Below are 17,070 nucleotides of genomic sequence, written 5' to 3'. Positions count from 1 at the left end.
CAGCCGGTCGTGCGGCTGGTCGGTCGAGCTGTCGAGACCTCTGGCCTCGACAAGCTCGACCAACGGGACGGGTGCGTTGCGTGGGCCGGTTACGGTGGCACCGTGACTGAGACTGTTCCGACCCCCACGCCCGTGCCCACAGCCGCCGACGAGGTCATCCGGATCTGCCAGGAGCTGATCCGGATCGACACGTCGAACTACGGCGACAACGAGGGCCCGGGGGAGCGCGCCGCGGCCGAGTACGTCATGGAGCTGCTGCACGAGGTCGGGCTGGAGCCCGAGCTGTTCGAGTCCAGCCCGGGGCGCGCTTCCGTCGTCGTCCGGCTGGAGGGGCAGGACCCGAGCCGGCCGGCGCTCGTCCTGCACGGCCACCTCGACGTGGTGCCTGCGGCGAAGGACGACTGGAGCGTGGACCCGTTCGGCGCCGAGCTGACCGACGGGCTGCTGTGGGGCCGCGGCGCCGTCGACATGAAGGACATGGACGCCATGATCCTGGCCGTCGTGCGGCAGATGGTGCGCGAGGGCCGCAAGCCGGCGCGCGACCTCGTGGTCGCCTTCTTCGCCGACGAGGAGGCCGGCGGCGTGTACGGCGCGCGGTGGGCCGTGGAAAACCGGGCTGAGCTGTTCGAGGGCGCGACCGAGGCGATCTCCGAGGTCGGAGGCTACTCGGTGGAGCTGGGCGGCAAGCGCGCCTACCTGCTGCAGACGGCGGAGAAGGGGCTCGCCTGGCTGCGCCTGGTCGCGGACGGCCGCGCCGGGCACGGATCGCAGGTCAACGAGGAGAACGCGGTGACGGAGATCGCCGCCGCCGTCGCGCGGATCGGACAGCACGCCTGGCCGTACACGATCACGCCCACCGTCGACGCGCTGCTGCGCGGTGTCGGAGACCTGACGGGACTTCCCGTGGACTACTCCGACCCCGCGACGGTCGACGACCTGGTCGCCGCGCTGGGCCCGGTCGCGAAGTTCGTGGGCGCAACGGTGCGCAACACGTCCAACCCGACGCAGCTGCAGGCCGGGTACAAGGCGAACGTGATCCCGGGCCGCGCCGAGGCGACGCTCGACGTGCGGCTCCTGCCGGGTCACGAGGAGTCCGGCATGGCGACGCTCCGCGAGCTCGCCGGGCCCGGGGTGCGGATCGAGACCATCCACCAGGACACGGCGCTCGAGGTGCCGTTCAGGGGGTCCCTGGTCGACGCCATGGTCGCCGCGATCGGCGCCGAGGACCCGGGCGCGACGGTGCTGCCCTACACACTGTCGGGCGGCACGGACAACAAGTCGCTGCACCGGCTCGGGATCACCGGCTACGGCTTCGCGCCGCTGCAGCTGACGAACGACCTCGACTTCGCCGGCATGTTCCACGGCGTCGACGAGCGGGTGCCGACGGAGGCCCTGAAGTTCGGCACGCGTGTGCTGGACCGCCTGCTGGCGGACTGCTGAGCCCTGCGGTTCGCAGGTCTCGTTGGTCGGGCCTGTCGAGACCGGTCTCGACAGGCCCGACCAACGACGCCTCGAGCAACGCTCAGAGGGTCGAGGAGACCTTGATGATCTTGCGGCGGAGCCAGACCTTCCGTCTGCCGCCGATATAGAGAAGGGTCCTTGCCAGTTCCCAGCGGCCGTACTCGGCCTCTTCGGTGAGCAGCTTGCTGGCGTCCGGGACGGTGGTGTCCGGGTCGAACGTCACGACGCGGTACTCGTACTGACTGTGCTTGCGGAACACGGAGCCGTCTCGCGCCATCTGATGCACCGTCCTCGGGTCGCGGGTGAGGTCAGTTTATGCCGTTTTCGTTGCAGAGCGGTGACAGCAACAAATTTCGTCTGCCCATTGTGGCCCATGGGGCGCTACCTTCAAGGCATGACCGTTGATCCGCGTGCCGCGCTCGACCGCCTCGTAGCCGCACTCGAGGCCCACCATCACGCGGTCGCCACTCGCCGGAGTGACGACGACCCCGCAGTAGACGACGCCTACGACGTACTCGCCGACGCCTACGAGGTGTACGAGGACTCCTTGGCCACCGTGTTCGGCGAGGTGACGCCGTTCTACCTGGCCGACGAGGTCGACGAGGACGACGAAGAGGACGACGAGGACGAGGACCTCGAAGACATCGACTTCGACGACGACCTGGGCGACGTGGAGGAGATCGAGGAGGACGAGCCGCAGCCTGCGCAGCAGCGCTGATCAGGCACGGGCAGGGGCACGGTCACCAGCGTTCCGGGTAGCCGATCTCGGGCGCGGAGACGTCGTCGAGCGCGGCATGCACCTCGTACGGCAGCTCGAGGGTCACGGCTTCCAGCGACGAACGGAGCTGGGCGGGCGTGCGTGCGCCCACGATCGCCGACGCGATGGCCTCGCGCTCCAGGAGCCACGCGATGGCGACCTCTCCCGCGGTGCGGCCCAGCCCTTCGGCGGCGGTCGCCACGGCCTCGACGACGGCGGACGCCGGCCCCTCCAGGTACGGCTGGACGAAGCCCGCCAGGGCGCCGGCGGCCCGGGAGTCCGCGGGGATGGCGCGCCGGTACTTGCCGGTGAGCACGCCGCGCCCCAGCGGGGACCAGGCGAGCAGCCCGGCCCCGAGGGCGTCGGCGGCGGGTACGACGTCGCGCTCAACGCCCCGCTGCAGCAGGGAGTACTCGAGCTCGACGGCGGCCAGGCCGATGTCCGGCTCGAGCAGCGTGGCCATGCGGGCAGTGGCCCAGCCCGGGTGGTTGCTCAGGCCCACGTACCGGGCGCGCCCGCTGGTCACCGCGATACGCAGCGCATTGCACGTCTCCTCGAGCGACGTGTTCGGGTCGGGACAGGCCACGAGGAACAGGTCCACGTGGTCGGTGCCCATGCGCACGAGCGACTCGTCGAGGCTGTCGAGCAGGCCGCCGCGAGAGGCGTCCACGACGCGGCCCGGGCCGCCGTCGGGCCGGGACTCGGAGCGGATGCCCGCCTTGGTGGCGAGGACCACCTCGTGGCGCGCCACCTTTCCGGACAGCAGGGTGCCGATGATCCGCTCGGCGTCGCCGTCGGCGTAGCTGGCGGCCGTGTCGACCAGGGTGCCGCCGGCGTCGAGGAAGTCCCGTACCTGCTCGGCCGCGTCGATCTCGTCGGTGTCGCGGCCCCATGTCATGGTTCCGAGCCCGAGTTCAGAGACCCGCAGGCCCGATCTGCCCACGCGGCGTCGTTCCATGTGCGGCAGGCTACCTGCGGCCCCCGCGGGTGCGTCCGGAGGCGCGCCGTGGGGTAGTGTCACGGCCCGTGACTGCGTGGGAAGCGATCCTTCTGGGCCTGGTTCAGGGCCTGACCGAGTTCCTGCCGATCTCGTCGTCCGCGCACCTGCGGATCGTCGGCGAGCTGATCGGTTCGAGCGATCCCGGCGCTGCCTTCACCGCCATCACCCAGATCGGCACCGAGGCGGCGGTGATCATCTACTACCGCCAGAAGATCGGGACGATCCTCGTCGCCTGGTTCAAGGCGCTCTCCGGTGCGAACGGCCGCGGCTGGCGCGCCCGTGTCGGTTTGGGGCCACGCCCCGGCTCGGTCGACGTGCGGCACAGCCGCCCCGGTGTCATCGCGAACCACGACGCCGCGATGGGCTGGTACATCATCTTCGGCTCGATCCCGATCGTGCTGCTCGGGCTCCTGTTCGAGGACTACATCGAGACCACGCTCCGCAACCTCTGGCTCACCGTCTTCACGCTCACGTTCTTCGGCCTGCTGCTGCTCCTCGCCGACATCTTCGGCCGTCAGGAGCGCGAGCTGACGTCCCTGACGGGGCGCAGCGCCATCACCTTCGGCCTGGCCCAGGCGCTGGCCCTCGTGCCGGGCGTGTCCCGCTCCGGCGGCACCATCACCGCCGGCCTGGCCATGGGCTTCACCCGGAAGGCGGCCGCGGACTACTCGTTCCTGCTGGCGCTGCCCGCGGTGCTCGGCTCGGGCTTCTACCAGCTGTTCAAGACCCTCGGCGAGCCGATACCCGCGGGGGCGCCCGGCTGGGGCGCCACGATCATCGCGACGATCGTCGCGTTCGGCGTCGGGTACGCGGTCATCATCGGGTTCCTCAAGATCATCGGGAACTACTCCTACAAGCCGTTCGTGTACTACCGGTTCGCGCTCGCCGGCGTGGTCGTGTGGCTCCTGCTGTCGGGCAACATCGAGCCGCACGGCGGCATCGCGTAGGACACACTCCCAGGGCCCTGATCTGGTCAGGGGGTGTCGGTAGTGGCGGTTATCGTTGGTCGCGTGCACGCCTGGCCCACACCCCAAGTCCCGCAGCTTCCCGGCTCTCCCGCACCCGCGCCGGTGCGGGTCCACGACTCCTCGTCGGGTGAGCTCGTCGAGGCGGCGCCGGGGCCGCAGGCCCGGCTGTACGCGTGCGGCATCACCCCGTACGACGCCACGCACATCGGGCACGCGAACACCTACGTCGCGTTCGACCTGCTGGTTCGCGCCTGGCGCGACGCGGGCAAGGACGTCATCTACGCCTCGAACGTGACCGACGTCGACGACCCGCTGCTGGAGCGCGCGGAGGCGACCGGTATGGACTGGCGTGAGCTTGCCGCCGCCCAGACGGCGCTGTTCGGCGAGGACATGACGGCGCTCGGCGTCATACCGCCGGGGACGTGGACGGGTGCCGTGGAGTCGATCCCCGACGTCGCGCGGGCCGTGGCGGCCATGATCGAGTCCGGAGCCGCCTACCGCGTCCCGCTCGAGCCCGGCGCCGGCGGGTCGACGCCGGACCTGGGTGACGTGTACGCGGACCTCACCGCCGACCCCGGCTTCGGCTCGGTCGCCCACCTCGACCGCGAGCAGGCGCTGGCAACGTTCGCCGAACGCGGCGGCGATCCGGACCGGGAGGGCAAGAAGGACCCGCTGGACCCGCTGATGTGGCGCCGCGAGCGCCCCGGTGAACCGGCCTGGGACGGCGGCCCGCTCGGCAGCGGCCGCCCGGGCTGGCACATCGAGTGCGCCGTGATCGCGCGCGACGGGCTCGGCCTGTCGGCGGGGGAGCGGTTCGACGTGCAGGGCGGCGGCACGGACCTGCTGTTCCCGCACCACGAGATGTCGACGTCGCACCTGCGCGTCCTGTGTTCGGGGCCCCACGGCGGGGCTGCTCCCGATGGGTCTGCTCCCGGCGGCGGGTCCGCTCCCGAGGGCGGCGAGCGGGCAGGTGCCCGCACGCACGTGCACGCGGGCCTGGTCGCCTATCAAGGCGAGAAGATGAGCAAGTCGCTCGGCAACCTGGTGCTGGTGTCGCGTCTGCGTGACGCCGGGCACGACCCCATGGCGATCCGGCTGGCCCTGCTGGCCCACCACTACCGCACCGAGTGGGAGTGGGACGAGACCTCGCTGCCGGCGGGCGAGGCGCGGCTCGTGCGGTGGCGCGACGCGGTGTCCGGCAACGGCGGCCCGTCGGCCGACGAGACCCTGGCCGCGGTCCGCGCGGCTCTGGCGAACGACCTCGACGCTCCGGCCGCGCTGGCCGCCGTCGACGCCTGGGCGGACCTGGCCCTGGAGCCGTCGAGGGACACGTCCGCCGACGAGGAGGGCGCTCCCGGCGTCCTGGCCCGCACGGTGAATGCCCTGCTCGGAGTGCGTCTCTGACCGTTCGGCGGCCCGGTTTCCGACAGGTAGGCCAGAGCCACGCCGGGCGCTCGTCAGGTTAGTTTTGGCCCCTGCTTCCGTTTGCATTTAACCCGGGGCAGGATGGTGACCATGACGGAGTACGAGGAAGACTTCACGGGTGAGACCCGGGTCACCGTCACGACGACGCCCCGGTGCAGAACACGCTATCGAGTGGTGCGCAACGGACCGGGATACGCGCCGGTCTACGACCGAGTCGAGGACGCCGCACGGTGCGTCGAGACATGGGTGGGCTTCCACGGTCCGGACGCCGGAGTACGGATCGAGCCCATCTCGAACAGCGCGTGAACCCACGCCGAACCGAGATGCCAAAGGCCTGAGCCCCTCGGGGCCCAGGCCTTTGTGCTGAGGACGATCAGAGCTTCTCGGGCCCGCTGTCCTTGCCGCCGATGTCGCGTCGGCGCAGGTAGCGTTCGAACTCGCGCGCGATCGCGTCACCGGACGCCTCAGGGAGCTCCGCCGTGTCCTTCGCCTCCTCGAGCTGGGCCACGTACTCGGAGATCTCCGAGTCCTCGGACGCCAGCTCGTCCACACCGTGCTGCCACGCGGCGGCGTCGTCGGGCAGCTCGCCCATCGGGACTGACTCGCCGAGGATCTCCTCCACGCGCGTGAGGATCGCGAGTGTCGCCTTGGGCGACGGCGGGTTGGCCACGTAGTGCGGCACGGCCGCCCACAGGCTGACCGACTGCAGGCCCAGCTGCGCCGCCTCGTGCTGCAGCACCCCCACGATCCCGGTCGGGCCCTGGTAGGTGTTCGCCTCGATGTCGAGCACGGACTGCAGGCCCACGCTGTCCGACGTCGCGGTCATCGGGATCGGCCGCGTGTGCGGCACGTCGGCCAGGAGCGCGCCGAGCGTGATGACGGTCCGGACCCCCATCTCGTCCGCGACCTTCAACAGCTCCTCGCAGTACTTGCGCCAGCGCATCGACGGTTCGACGCCGTGCACCAGCACCACCTTGCGCTCGCCCACCTGGGCCACCGACACGGTCGTCGTGGGCCAGGTGATGGAGCGTTTGCCGTCGTCGTCCAGCGAGATGTACGGCCTGTTGACCTGGAAGTCGTGGAACTCCTCGGGGTCGAGCTCGGTCACCTTCTCGGCGCCCCACACCTCGGCCAAGTGCGTGAGCGCCGTCGTTGCGGCGCTGCCCGCGTCGTTCCAACCTTCGAAGGCAGCGAGGAGCACGGTCTGGCGAGGCGAGGCCTGCTCCGGCTGCTCGTGATGCGCGTCGGTCATCCCCCCAGCCTAGGGTGTGGGGCGCTCTACGTGACCAGGGGCGCGGCCACGTTCGCGCACGGGCGAATTGGTCACCCGGCGTCGGCGCGTGGATCGCTGTCAGGTGCGAAGCCTGCGATCGAATCGACGAATCCAGGGACGAACGGCTTGAGGCGACCCAGGAGATCGATGAGCCCCATAGGCGGGTTGCGGTACCTCGACAGAACTGGTCGCGATAGGCCAGCGTGAGGAGCGTGTCGCACAGGTTGATGGGCAGCAGGACACAGGTATCCAGGACGGCTCTCTGCATGGCCGCCTTACCGGGTCTCGACGAATCCGGTGAGCCCGTCCTGCTGGGCCTCGTCGGCCATCTCCTGGAGAGCGCGGCCCTGCTGCTCCCGCAGCTTCGCCCGGTAAGCGAGGACGTCGGCAAGGAGGACACGTCGATGTGTCTGGGGCTGCGTGTAGGGGATCAGGTGCTGGTCGAGCAGGCGCACAAGCGTGGGCCGAGAGACGCCGAGCAGATTTGCTGCGGCTTGCGTTGTGAGCACTGAGTCCCGGGTTGTGAGCGTGACGGCACGACCTGACGCGAGATTTGATACCGCGTCGCGGAGTAGTTCCACAAGGTCGCCAGGGATCGGGGCTCGGGCGCCGTCGCGCACGACGATCTCTGCCGCCGAGACGGAAGCGAGTGTGTCGGCCAGCATTGTCAACGCATCTGCGTCGCGCTCTTCGGGGACCACCGTGCGGCTATCGAGTGCGGTCATGCCACCCAGTCGAATTCGAAAAATTCGAATGTGCGACGTCGCGCTCACGCCCGGCTGTAGCCCGGGCCCGGGCCCGGGCCCGTGCCCGTGCCCGGGCGACGGGGTCAGAACACCGGCACCCCGGCGCGCAGCGCGCCGCGGACCTGCACCTCGACACCTCGCCAGGTCCCGGTCCACAGCGTGTACCCAGGGTTCAGCATGCGCTGGTCGATGGCGTGGTCGAGGCCGAGCGCGCGGGCGATGCTCTCGCCGTCGTCCAGGTGCCACGGCTGCAGGCACACACGTTCGGGCGTGACGGTCAGGACCTCGATCCAGTCCGCTCGAACGTGCCGCAGAAGATCGATGACATCGCCGAGACGTTCGGTGACCGACTGCGTCGCACTGGGATTCAAGAGACTCTCCGGACACGCGTAGGGCGGGGTGACTGCCGAGACCACTCTGCGCCGTGGGCACGGGACGTGCCATCGGCAGCGGCCGGGACGTTTCGGTGATAGATACGTCCCTAGGGGGTAACACGTGAGGAACCAGAGACTTGTCGCGGCGATGAGCCAGGCGGGCCTGAGCCAGGTACGGCTCGCGGCCGCCGTCGGCGTCGACCCGAAGACCGTGGAGCGGTGGGTGGCCCAGGGCCGCACGCCGCATCCGCGCCATCGTGTTGCGGTGTCCGACGCGCTGGGCTGCGACGTCGCAGCGCTGTGGGGCGACGTCGACCGGGCCGAGGCCGCCGCCCAGGAGATCGTGGGTGTGTACCCGGCGCGGCGCGCCGTGCCGTCCGGGACCTGGCGGGCCTTCCTGGCGGGAGTGGAGCAGCGGTTCGAGCTGCACGCCTTCGCGGCGACGTTCCTGCCCGACCAGACTCTCGACCTGACCACCGAGATCGTCTCGATGGCGGCGCGCGGAGTGCAGGTCCGGCTGCTGCTCGGCGACCCCGAGAGCGACGCGGTAGCCGTGCGCACCCAGGAGGAAGGCGGCACGGGCCTCGCCGGCCGGATCGCGCTGGTGCTGGCCTACCTTGCGCCCGCGCTCGGCACGTCCGGGGTCGAGGTGCGGCTGCATGACCGCACCCTCTACGCCACGACCTTCCGGTTCGACGACGACCTGCTGGTCAACACGCACGTGTGGGGCTCGCCCGCCGGAGCCAACCCGCTGCTGCATCTCAAGGACGGCCCCGAGGCGTCGATGGCGCCTGCCTACCAGGCGGGGTTCGAACGGGTCTGGAGCGCCGCAAAACCCTTGGAGGCTTGGCCTCGGACGGAGGACTCGGGCAGGGTTGCGTGATGGTCCGGTCCGACTACTTCGACGATCCGGCCGCGCCACGCGTGAACTCCGTCGTTCCTTCGGTCACGGTGGCTGTGCAGGACGATGCCGGACGCCTGCTCCTCATCCATCGCACCGACAACGACCTCTGGGCACTGCCGGGCGGGGGCATCGACCCGGGGGAGACCGTGCGTCAGGCGGGCATCCGGGAGACCGAGGAGGAGACCGGGTACCGCGTGGGGATCACGGGCCTGGTCGGGATCTACACCGATCCCCGGCACGTGATCGTGTACTCGGACGGCGAGGTCCGGGCGCAGTTCTCCATCTGCATGCGCGGCGTGGTCACCGGCGGAACCGCGCGGACCTCGGGTGAGTCGAGCGAGGTCGTCTGGCAGCCGGTAGACCGGCTCGACGAGCTGGACATCCACCCCTCGATGCGGCTGCGCATCGATCATGCGGTGGACTCGTCGAGGACCCAGCCCTATCTCACGTGAGCTTGAGCCGCTCCTCGACGGCGGACACGACCCGCCGCAGGTGCGGCTCGGCGCGGCGCATGCTGCGTGACACGAGGTGGCCGGGCGGGTAGCGGTCGTAGATGCAGCCGAACCGCTCGTCCACGGTGACGGGCTTGCCCTGGGACGAGGTGGTCATGTCGCAGTAGGTGAGCAGGTCCAGCAGCTCGCTGTCCGACGGCGGAGCGAACTCGCCCCGCAGCTGCGCGTCGAGACCCCGGGCCGCGGCCTCGACGATCGCCTCCGTGTGGTGCGCGACGAGGCTCGTCAGGTCGTCCGGAGCGCCGAGGAGGCGCAGGTAGCGCGCGCCGTCGAGCTGGTGCAGCCCGGTGTCGCATGCGGGCGCTGCGTAGCCGACGTCGTGCAGGTACGCGGCGGAGACGAGCAGGCCTGGCCGGTCCAGCGCCTTCGCTACGTACTCCGCTCGCTGCCCGACGCCGAGCGAGTGGGCGAGACGGTCGGCGCCGGGCTCGAAGAGCTCGGTCAGCAGTGCCTGCGCGCCCGCGGGTTCGAGTTCCCGCGGGGTGATTTCGTACATCGGTTCACCGTAGAGCGCCGGGGCGTGTGTGGCGCGGCGGGCCGGATGAGGAGCGGTCAGAGAAGGTGTGCTGGTCTGCATCCTGGCTCTCCGTCGTCGTCAGAGCTGTCGTCTAAGAGGCGTCGTCAGAGCTCCGGGCGGCCGTTGACTATCCACTCGCGGACCATCGCTGTCGCGCGGTTGTGGCCGGCCAGCGCGGCCTCCCGCGTGGCGTGCATCTCCGCGTACTGCTCGGTGCAGTCGAGGCGGTCGTCCGCGGAGAGCACGCCGTCCGGGTCGAGTCGCTCGACGAAGACCATGGTCTCGTAGATCAGCGGCGTGTGGTCGCGGTCGTCCTCGCGCGGGGTGGTGTCGGTCCCGGTCCAGATGGTGGACACGTGGTAGATCCCGATGTGGTCGCGCGCGACGTGAGCGCCGCCGGCCCCGAGACGCAGCACCGACCACTGGTCCTGACTGATCGGGTTGCCGTCGAGGTCGTAGTACGTCCGCTGCGAGAGTCGCTCGAAGAAATCGGGTCCGAACACGGTCTGTTTCCCTTCGGTCGGTGCTGCGAGGGGCTGGCGAGGCCGGCCGAGGGCCAGCATCGCGCAGTACGTCGCGGCGCGCGCGGCGGGGCTGTGGGTTGCGCCGGGCCGGGGCGACCAGCCTGCTTCGAGCCCGAAATAAGCGCATATGCCCGATAGCTCCCCCACGGATCACACCATTCGCCATGCCGAGCACCCCTGGTTCGGGTGACTATGAACCAATGCTCAACCTGCGAAATCGCCAGGCCATGCTCTCCGTCGTCGGAGCGTTCCTCGTCGCCGGCGCCGGCAGCGGCATCGCCTGGTCCCAGGCCGAGCGCGCCGGCGAGCCCGCTGACGTGCTGCTCGACGCCGTGGAGGACAGCGAGTCGACGATGCGCGACTACATCGACGAGGTCAGCGGCCGGTTCGACGAGATCGAGGCCACGTCCGACGCCGAGGCGAAGGAAGAGCTCGCCGCGGCGCTCATGACGGACGTGCCCGACCTCGCCGAAGAGGCACGCACCGGAGTCCTTGCCGCCAAGGACAACGCCAACGCGGTGCCGCTGTCCGACGGCGACGCGCTCGACCAGGCACGCGACGCCTACGTGGCGCACATCGACGCCTGGATCGCCGAGTACGAGCAGGCCATCCTCGCCCCTGAGGGTGTCGTCGACATCGAGCCGACGGTAAACCGGACGTTCGACAAGGCTGTTGCCGCGTTCGACCGGCTCGACCTGGACGCCGACCAGAAGGACCGCGCGGAGGAGCTCCTTGCCGACTAGGTCGACGTGCAGCAAGGGTGCACCCGCTCGTTACCGGCGGTACAACGTCGGCACCTAGCATGTGCGGGTGCCCCGCGACTCATCCGCTGCCCTGCCCGCCGCCGTCCTGTTCGACATGGACGGCACCCTCGTGGACTCCGAGCCCTACTGGATGCGCGCCGAGCGCGAGATCGTCGCAGAGCACGGGGCGACGTGGACGCACGAGGACGAGCTCGGCGCGGTCGGGCAGGCCCTCCTCACCACCGGCAGCATGCTGCGCGACGCCGGCGTCCCGCTGGAGCCCGCCGAGATCGTGACCTGGCTCGTGTCCCGGGTGAACGAGCAGCTGCGCGAGACGGTGCCGTGGCGTCCCGGCGTACTGGAGCTGCTCGAGGACCTGCGCGCGGCGAGCATCCCGTGCGCGATCGTGACCATGTCGTACCGCAGCCAGGCCCAGGTCGTCGCCGACGGCGCCCCCGCCGGCACCTTCGTCCACCTCGTCACCGGCGACGAGGTGGTGCACGGCAAGCCGCACCCCGAGCCGTACCTGGTGGCCGCCGGCCTGCTGGGCGTGCCGCCCGAGCAGTGCGTGGCGATCGAGGACTCCGGTCCCGGCATCACGTCCGCGCTCGCGTCCGGGGCGCGCACGCTCGGCGTGCCCGCGGAGGTGCCGGTGCCGCCCCGTCCCGGCCTGAGCCGGGCGGCGTCGCTCAAGCAGATCGACCTCGAGGTACTCGGGCAGATCGCGTCGGGCGAGGTCGTGGACCTGCTCGCCTGATGCCCTGACCGGCTCAGACGGCGATGCCCAGCCGCAGCGGGATGGCGCCGTCCGGGATCTCCGGGGGTGTGCCGCCGAACTCCGGGCACATCGCCTGGTGGGCGCACCAGCCACACAGCTTGGACTTGCGGGGCTTCCACTCGCCGGTCCGGGCCGCGTCCTCGATGGCCGACCAGATGGCGCGGATCTTCTGCTCCGTGTGCTCCAGATGGCCGGTCGTCGGCTCGCCGCGCAGCACCTGGCCGTCGCCCAGGTACACGAGCTGCAGCATCTTCGGCAGCACCCCGCGCTCGCGCCACAGCACCAGCCCGTAGAAGCGCATCTGGAACACCGCTGACGACTCGTACCCCGGTCGCGGGGAGCGGCCCGTCTTGTAGTCGACCACGCGCACGGCGCCGTCGGGCGCGACGTCAAGCCGGTCCACGATGCCGCGCAACAACGGACCACCCTCGAGCTGCGACTCGACGAGCAGCTCGCGTTCGGCCGGCTCCAGCCGGTTCGGGTCCTCCAGCGTGAAGTACGTGCCCAGCAGCGCACTTGCGCCACCAAGCCAGCCCGCGCGGTCCTGCCCGTCCGGGCCGATGCCGTCGGTGAACAGCGACGTGTACCGGTCGTCCGCCTCCAGCAGACGGTCCCACTCGCCAGGCAGCAGGTCGTGCGCCGCGGCCAGCGTCCGCTCGCCCAGCGGGGCGTCGTACAGCCGCTCCAGCACCGCGTGCACGAGGGTGCCGCGCGCCGCTGCGGCCGACGGCGGCTCCGGCAGCCGGTCCACCGTGCGGAACCGGAACAGCAGGGGGCACTGCATGAAGTCGTTCGCACGCGACGGCGACAGGGCGGGCGGCCGTGAGGACGCGCGCAGGGCCGACACTGCGTCATCAGCAGCCTCCGCCACGTCCAGCACCGGCTCCTCGGCAGTCTCCGTCGTTGTCATGTCCTCAACCCTAGGGGCGGCCACTGACATCCCCCGGGAGTTGTCCACAGCGCGCCGTGACCCCCGGACCGACAGGCCGGATAGGTTGGTCCGGTGACCACCTCGGAGCCCGCCTCCACGCCCGCACCCCCGTCCCCACCGGCCCCGCCGCTCTCGAAGGGGTTCGTGGTCGGGCGTGTAGCCGGAGCGCCCGTCATCATCACGCGGTCCTGGTTCCTCGCCGCCGTCGTGCTGACGATCCTGTTCGTACCCAACGTGCAGGCGATCGCACCGCACCTCGGCGCGAGCGCCTACCTCGTCGCGTTCGCGTTCGTGCTGCTCCTGTTCGGGTCCGTGTTCCTGCACGAGACCGCGCACGCCCTCGTCGCAAGGGCGCGCGGCCAGCAGGTGACCGAGCTCGCCGTCACGCTCTGGGGCGGTCACACCGCCTACACCGGCGGCCTGGGCCGGCCGCTCGACGGCTTCCTCGTCGCTGTCGTCGGGCCCCTGACGAACCTGGTGCTCGCCGCCGTGTTCTGGTTCGCGTACGTTGCTGCGCCGGTGCAGAACGTGCCCACGCTGCTGCTCTACGCGGCTGCGGTCTCGAACGCGTTCGTAGGCGCGTTCAACCTGCTCCCGGGCCTGCCGCTCGACGGAGGCCAGATTCTCGAGTCCCTGGTCTGGGCCGTCACGGGGAAGCGCACGACCGGCACCGTCGTGGCCGGCTGGGTGGGCCGCGTCGTCGCCGTCGGCGTCCTGGTCTGGGCCCTTGTGGTTCCGCTGCTCGAGGGCACCTCACCGAGCATCACCACCGTCCTCTGGTCGGCGCTGATCGGCGCGTTCCTCTGGGCAGGCGCCGGGGCGGCGATCACCAACGGCCGACGCCGCGAGAGGATCGCGGGGCTGTCCGTGAGCGGGCTCGCGGCCCCCGCGCTCCCGGTACCGCTAGGCTCCACGGTCGCCGAGGCGCTGAGCGCCAGGGTGACGGCGGTCGCCGACGACGCGCCGCCGTCGGCGTCGTACCGCCTGGTCGTGGTGGGGCCCGACGGCGTACCGGTCGCCGTGCTCGACGACGACGCCGTCGCCGCGGTGCCCGCCGCCGCCCAGCACCTGACCCAGGTCGACGCCGTGGCCTTGCCGTTCGTGCCGGGATCCGAGGTCGACCCGGGCATGTCGGGCTCGGATCTGCTCAAGCACCTGGCCCAGACGTCGCGCGGTTCCCGGCTGGTCCCGGTGGTCTTCGCCGGCCGCGTCACCGGCGTGCTCGACCTCGCCGACGTCGCCCGGGCGGTCCGCGCCAGGGCGTGACCTCCTTCCGCCCCGCAGGCGCACGCGAGGCACCGGCGCTGCACCTAGACTGGTCGGTCGTGACCACTCCCACCAGTACCCCGACCGCCACCGGCGCCGAGCTGCGCCGCGGCCCGTTCCGCGTGGGCGACAAGGTCCAGCTGACCGACCCCAAGGGTCGCCTGCACACGATCACGCTGCAGCCCGGCGGGACCTTCCACACGCACAAGGGCTACTTCAAGCACGAGCAGATCATCGGGCAGCCCGAGGGCTCGGTGATCGTCAACACCGCCGAGATCGAGTACCTGGCACTGCGCCCCCTGCTGGCCGACTATGTCCTGTCGATGCCGCGGGGCGCCGCCGTCGTCTACCCGAAGGACGCCGCACAGATCGTCGCCATGGCCGACATCTACCCGGGTGCCCGGGTCGTCGAGGCCGGCGTCGGCTCCGGCGCGCTGACCATGTCTTTGCTCCGCGCCGTCGGCGACGCCGGCCACGTGCACTCGATCGAGCGGCGCGAGGACTTCGCCGCGATCGCGCAGGGCAACGTGGAGACCTTCTTCGGCGGACCGCACCCGGCCTGGGACCTGTCGGTGGGCGATCTCGCCGATGTCCTGCCAGTGGTCATGGAGCCGGGCTCGGTCGACCGGGTGGTCCTGGACATGCTCGCGCCGTGGGAGAACGTCGACGCGGTCGGATCCGCGCTCGCACCCGGCGGGGTCCTCATCTGCTACGTGGCCACCACGACACAGCTTTCGCGCACAGCAGAAGATCTCCGCGCCGACGGACGGTTCGCCGAGCCGTCCGCCTTCGAGACGATGATCCGCGGGTGGCACCTGGAGGGCCTCGCGGTCCGTCCTGAGCACCGGATGATCGGCCACACGGGCTTCCTCATCACCACCCGCCGGCTGGCCGACGGCGTCACCCCGCCCGAGCGGAAACGGCGTCCTGCCAAGGGTGCGTACCCCGTGACCCCCGAAGCGGAGTGGACGCCGGAGGAGCTCGGGGAGCGAGCCGTGTCGGACAAGAAGGTCCGCAAGGTGCGACGTGACCTAGGCGTTGCGCCGGAGGCCGGTAACACCCCCCTCGCGTGAACGGGCTGTAACGATCGGGTACCCCGCACGTCTCAAACTGGTGTTCTTACTCCCGGTATGTCAGTGACTGTGCTTAGAGTGCTGTTCTCGGAGGCGATTGCGTCGTAGGGTCGCCTCCCGGGCCCTAAGAGAGGGGATGTCATGACCGAGAACACGTCAGGATACAACCATCCCGAGCACGAGCCTTTGCCAAGTCGCGACTACGAGCGCCAGATTGCCCTCCTCTCAGCAAAGAACGAGCGCCTCGCAGAGGCGCTCCGTGCGGCGCGCGATCAGATAGTCGAGCTGAAGAAACAGCTCGACGACCTGGCCAAGCCGCCGGGCACGTACGCCGTCTTCCTGGGGGCGCACGCCGACGGATCGGTGGACATCTCGTCCGCCGGCCGCAAGATGCACGTGTCCGCGAGCCCGAGCCTGGACGTCACCCGGCTGAGCCCCGGCCAGGAGGTCAAGCTCAACGAGGCCATGACGGTGGTCGGCGCCGGTGAGTACGAGCGCACGGGCGAGCTGGTGACCGTCAAGGAGATGCTGGGTGGTGACCGCGTGCTCGTGGTCGGCCGCGCGGACGAGGAGCGCGTGGTGCGCCTCGCCGGCTCGGTGATGGACGTCCCGCTCCGGGTCGGGGACTCGCTCACGGTCGACACACGCAGCGGGTTCGTGTTCGAGATCGTGCCCAAGTCCGAGGTCGAGGAGCTGGTCCTCGAAGAGGTCCCGGACATCGAGTACGAGGACATCGGTGGGCTCGGCCCGCAGATCGAGGCGATCCGGGACGCGGTGGAGCTGCCGTTCGCGCACCCCGACCTGTTCCGCGAGCACGGGCTGCGTCCGCCCAAGGGCGTGCTCCTGTACGGCCCGCCCGGCTGTGGCAAGACGCTCATCGCCAAGGCGGTGGCCCACTCCCTCGCCGGGATGGTGGCCCGCGCCAACGGGGGCAACCCCGAGGTGAAGAGCTTCTTCCTCAACGTCAAGGGTCCGGAGCTGCTCAACAAGTACGTCGGCGAGACGGAACGGCACATCCGCCTGATCTTCGCCCGGGCCCGGGAGAAGGCCAGCCAGGGCATGCCCGTCGTCGTGTTCTTCGACGAGATGGAGTCGCTGTTCCGCACCCGCGGCACCGGCCTCTCCTCGGACGTCGAGACCACGATCGTGCCGCAGCTCCTCGCGGAGATCGACGGCGTGGAGCGGCTCGACAACGTCATCGTCATCGGTGCCTCCAACCGCGAGGACATGATCGACCCGGCCATCCTGCGCCCGGGGCGTCTCGACGTGAAGATCAAGATCGAGCGTCCCGACGCCGAGGGTGCCAAGGAGATCTTCGGCAAGTACCTCACCAAGGACCTGCCGATCCACTCGGACGACCTGGACGAGTACGGGAACAACATGGCCGAGGCCCTCGACGGCATGATCACCTCGGTGGTCGAGCGGATGTACTCGGAGGACGAGGAGAACCAGTTCCTCGAGGTCACGTACGCGTCCGGGGACAAGGAGACCCTCTTCTTCAAGGACTTCAACTCGGGCGCCATGATCCAGAACGTGGTGGACCGGGCCAAGAAGAACGCGATCAAGGACTTCCTGGCCTCGGGGCAGAAGGGCATCCGCGTGGAGCACCTGCTGACCGCGTGCGTCGACGAGTTCAAGGAGAACGAGGACCTCCCCAACACGACGAACCCGGACGACTGGGCCCGCATCAGTGGCAAGAAGGGCGAGCGCATCGTCTTCATCCGCACCATCGTCCAGAAGAAGGGCGAGGGCGCGACGCCCCGCACCATCGACACAGTCCAGAACACCGGCCAGTACCTCTGACCGCATACCAGGCAG

General features: G+C 70.4%; 20 protein-coding genes. 12 read left to right on the top strand and 8 right to left on the bottom strand.

Going from position 1 to position 17,070, the window contains the following annotated elements:
• The first annotated feature begins 102 nt into the window (after positions 1-102).
• Positions 103-1,440, top strand: coding sequence for a M20/M25/M40 family metallo-hydrolase (locus IE250_RS00800; protein WP_229872028.1), 1,338 nt, complete (start codon positions 103-105; stop codon positions 1,438-1,440).
• Between the two features lie 82 nt (positions 1,441-1,522).
• Here the strand turns inward: IE250_RS00800 and IE250_RS00795 are convergent, their stop codons facing one another.
• Positions 1,523-1,738 (bottom strand): DUF5703 family protein, encoded by a 216-nt coding sequence (locus IE250_RS00795; RefSeq protein WP_189667381.1) that lies wholly within the window; start codon positions 1,736-1,738, stop codon positions 1,523-1,525.
• 117 nt (positions 1,739-1,855) lie between these two features.
• On the opposite strand from IE250_RS00795, the gene IE250_RS00790 reads away from it, so the two are divergent.
• Positions 1,856-2,179 carry a primosomal protein gene (locus IE250_RS00790; RefSeq protein WP_189667380.1) on the top strand — a complete coding sequence of 108 codons (324 nt, stop codon included), beginning with the start codon at positions 1,856-1,858 and terminating at the stop codon, positions 2,177-2,179.
• Positions 2,180-2,201: 22 nt separating this feature from the next.
• On the opposite strand, the gene IE250_RS00785 is transcribed toward IE250_RS00790, so the two are convergent.
• Complete coding sequence (locus IE250_RS00785) at positions 2,202-3,176, bottom strand: aldo/keto reductase (RefSeq protein ID WP_189667379.1); 975 nt, start codon at positions 3,174-3,176, stop codon at positions 2,202-2,204.
• Between the two features lie 68 nt (positions 3,177-3,244).
• Here IE250_RS00785 and IE250_RS00780 point away from each other — a divergent pair, with 68 nt between their 5' ends.
• The 3 genes from IE250_RS00780 (at position 3,245) to IE250_RS00770 (ending at position 5,917) form a co-directional block, all read left to right on the top strand.
• Positions 3,245-4,165 (top strand): undecaprenyl-diphosphate phosphatase, encoded by a 921-nt coding sequence (locus IE250_RS00780; protein WP_189667378.1) that lies wholly within the window; start codon positions 3,245-3,247, stop codon positions 4,163-4,165.
• 63 nt (positions 4,166-4,228) lie between these two features.
• Positions 4,229-5,590 carry a class I tRNA ligase family protein gene (locus tag IE250_RS00775; RefSeq protein ID WP_189667377.1) on the top strand — a complete coding sequence of 454 codons (1,362 nt, stop codon included), beginning with the start codon at positions 4,229-4,231 and terminating at the stop codon, positions 5,588-5,590.
• Between the two features lie 111 nt (positions 5,591-5,701).
• Complete coding sequence (locus IE250_RS00770) at positions 5,702-5,917, top strand: hypothetical protein (RefSeq protein WP_189667376.1); 216 nt, start codon at positions 5,702-5,704, stop codon at positions 5,915-5,917.
• 67 nt (positions 5,918-5,984) lie between these two features.
• On the opposite strand, the gene IE250_RS00765 is transcribed toward IE250_RS00770, so the two are convergent.
• From IE250_RS00765 to IE250_RS00755, 3 genes are all read right to left on the bottom strand, one after another.
• Positions 5,985-6,863, bottom strand: a complete 879-nt coding sequence (locus IE250_RS00765; RefSeq protein ID WP_189667375.1) for a PAC2 family protein — start codon at positions 6,861-6,863, stop codon at positions 5,985-5,987.
• Positions 6,864-7,159: 296 nt separating this feature from the next.
• Positions 7,160-7,609 carry a helix-turn-helix domain-containing protein gene (locus IE250_RS00760; RefSeq protein WP_189667374.1) on the bottom strand — a complete coding sequence of 150 codons (450 nt, stop codon included), beginning with the start codon at positions 7,607-7,609 and terminating at the stop codon, positions 7,160-7,162.
• 104 nt (positions 7,610-7,713) lie between these two features.
• Positions 7,714-8,001, bottom strand: coding sequence for a hypothetical protein (locus IE250_RS00755; protein ID WP_189667373.1), 288 nt, complete (start codon positions 7,999-8,001; stop codon positions 7,714-7,716).
• A 124-nt stretch (positions 8,002-8,125) separates the two neighbouring features.
• Between IE250_RS00755 and IE250_RS00750 the strand changes: the two genes are divergently transcribed.
• Positions 8,126-8,887 carry an XRE family transcriptional regulator gene (locus IE250_RS00750; RefSeq protein ID WP_189667372.1) on the top strand — a complete coding sequence of 254 codons (762 nt, stop codon included), beginning with the start codon at positions 8,126-8,128 and terminating at the stop codon, positions 8,885-8,887.
• Positions 8,887-9,360: an NUDIX hydrolase gene (locus IE250_RS00745; RefSeq protein WP_189667371.1), complete on the top strand. Its 474-nt coding sequence runs from the start codon at positions 8,887-8,889 to the stop codon at positions 9,358-9,360. Before IE250_RS00750 ends, IE250_RS00745 begins: the two co-directional genes overlap by 1 nt.
• On the opposite strand, the gene IE250_RS00740 is transcribed toward IE250_RS00745, so the two are convergent.
• Together IE250_RS00740 and IE250_RS00735 are read right to left on the bottom strand one after the other, a co-directional pair.
• The gene (locus tag IE250_RS00740) at positions 9,353-9,916 is read right to left on the bottom strand and encodes an HD domain-containing protein (protein ID WP_189667370.1); all 564 of its coding nucleotides are present in this window, start codon (positions 9,914-9,916) and stop codon (positions 9,353-9,355) included. The genes IE250_RS00745 and IE250_RS00740 overlap by 8 nt on opposite strands.
• Positions 9,917-10,041: 125 nt before the next feature.
• Positions 10,042-10,440, bottom strand: coding sequence for a hypothetical protein (locus IE250_RS00735; RefSeq protein WP_189667369.1), 399 nt, complete (start codon positions 10,438-10,440; stop codon positions 10,042-10,044).
• Positions 10,441-10,661: 221 nt separating this feature from the next.
• On the opposite strand from IE250_RS00735, the gene IE250_RS00730 reads away from it, so the two are divergent.
• Both IE250_RS00730 and IE250_RS00725 read left to right on the top strand, forming a co-directional pair.
• Positions 10,662-11,204: a hypothetical protein gene (locus IE250_RS00730; protein WP_189667368.1), complete on the top strand. Its 543-nt coding sequence runs from the start codon at positions 10,662-10,664 to the stop codon at positions 11,202-11,204.
• Positions 11,205-11,271: 67 nt separating this feature from the next.
• Positions 11,272-11,961 carry an HAD family hydrolase gene (locus tag IE250_RS00725; RefSeq protein ID WP_229872026.1) on the top strand — a complete coding sequence of 230 codons (690 nt, stop codon included), beginning with the start codon at positions 11,272-11,274 and terminating at the stop codon, positions 11,959-11,961.
• Between the two features lie 13 nt (positions 11,962-11,974).
• On the opposite strand, the gene IE250_RS00720 is transcribed toward IE250_RS00725, so the two are convergent.
• Positions 11,975-12,892, bottom strand: coding sequence for a RecB family exonuclease (locus IE250_RS00720; protein ID WP_189667366.1), 918 nt, complete (start codon positions 12,890-12,892; stop codon positions 11,975-11,977).
• 93 nt (positions 12,893-12,985) lie between these two features.
• Here IE250_RS00720 and IE250_RS00715 point away from each other — a divergent pair, with 93 nt between their 5' ends.
• From IE250_RS00715 to arc, 3 genes are all read left to right on the top strand, one after another.
• Positions 12,986-14,179, top strand: coding sequence for a site-2 protease family protein (locus tag IE250_RS00715; RefSeq protein WP_189667365.1), 1,194 nt, complete (start codon positions 12,986-12,988; stop codon positions 14,177-14,179).
• 59 nt (positions 14,180-14,238) lie between these two features.
• Positions 14,239-15,252 (top strand): tRNA (adenine-N1)-methyltransferase, encoded by a 1,014-nt coding sequence (locus IE250_RS00710; protein WP_229872025.1) that lies wholly within the window; start codon positions 14,239-14,241, stop codon positions 15,250-15,252.
• Positions 15,253-15,393: 141 nt separating this feature from the next.
• On the top strand, positions 15,394-17,055 hold the full coding sequence (gene arc / locus IE250_RS00705) for a proteasome ATPase (RefSeq protein WP_189667364.1): 1,662 nt from the start codon (positions 15,394-15,396) through the stop codon (positions 17,053-17,055).
• Positions 17,056-17,070: the final 15 nt, after the last annotated feature.

The sequence above is a fragment of the Promicromonospora soli genome, assembly GCF_014653785.1.
GTDB classification, from domain to species: Bacteria; Actinomycetota; Actinomycetes; order Actinomycetales; family Cellulomonadaceae; genus Promicromonospora; species Promicromonospora soli.
This window is presented reverse-complemented; position numbering and strand designations above follow the sequence as displayed.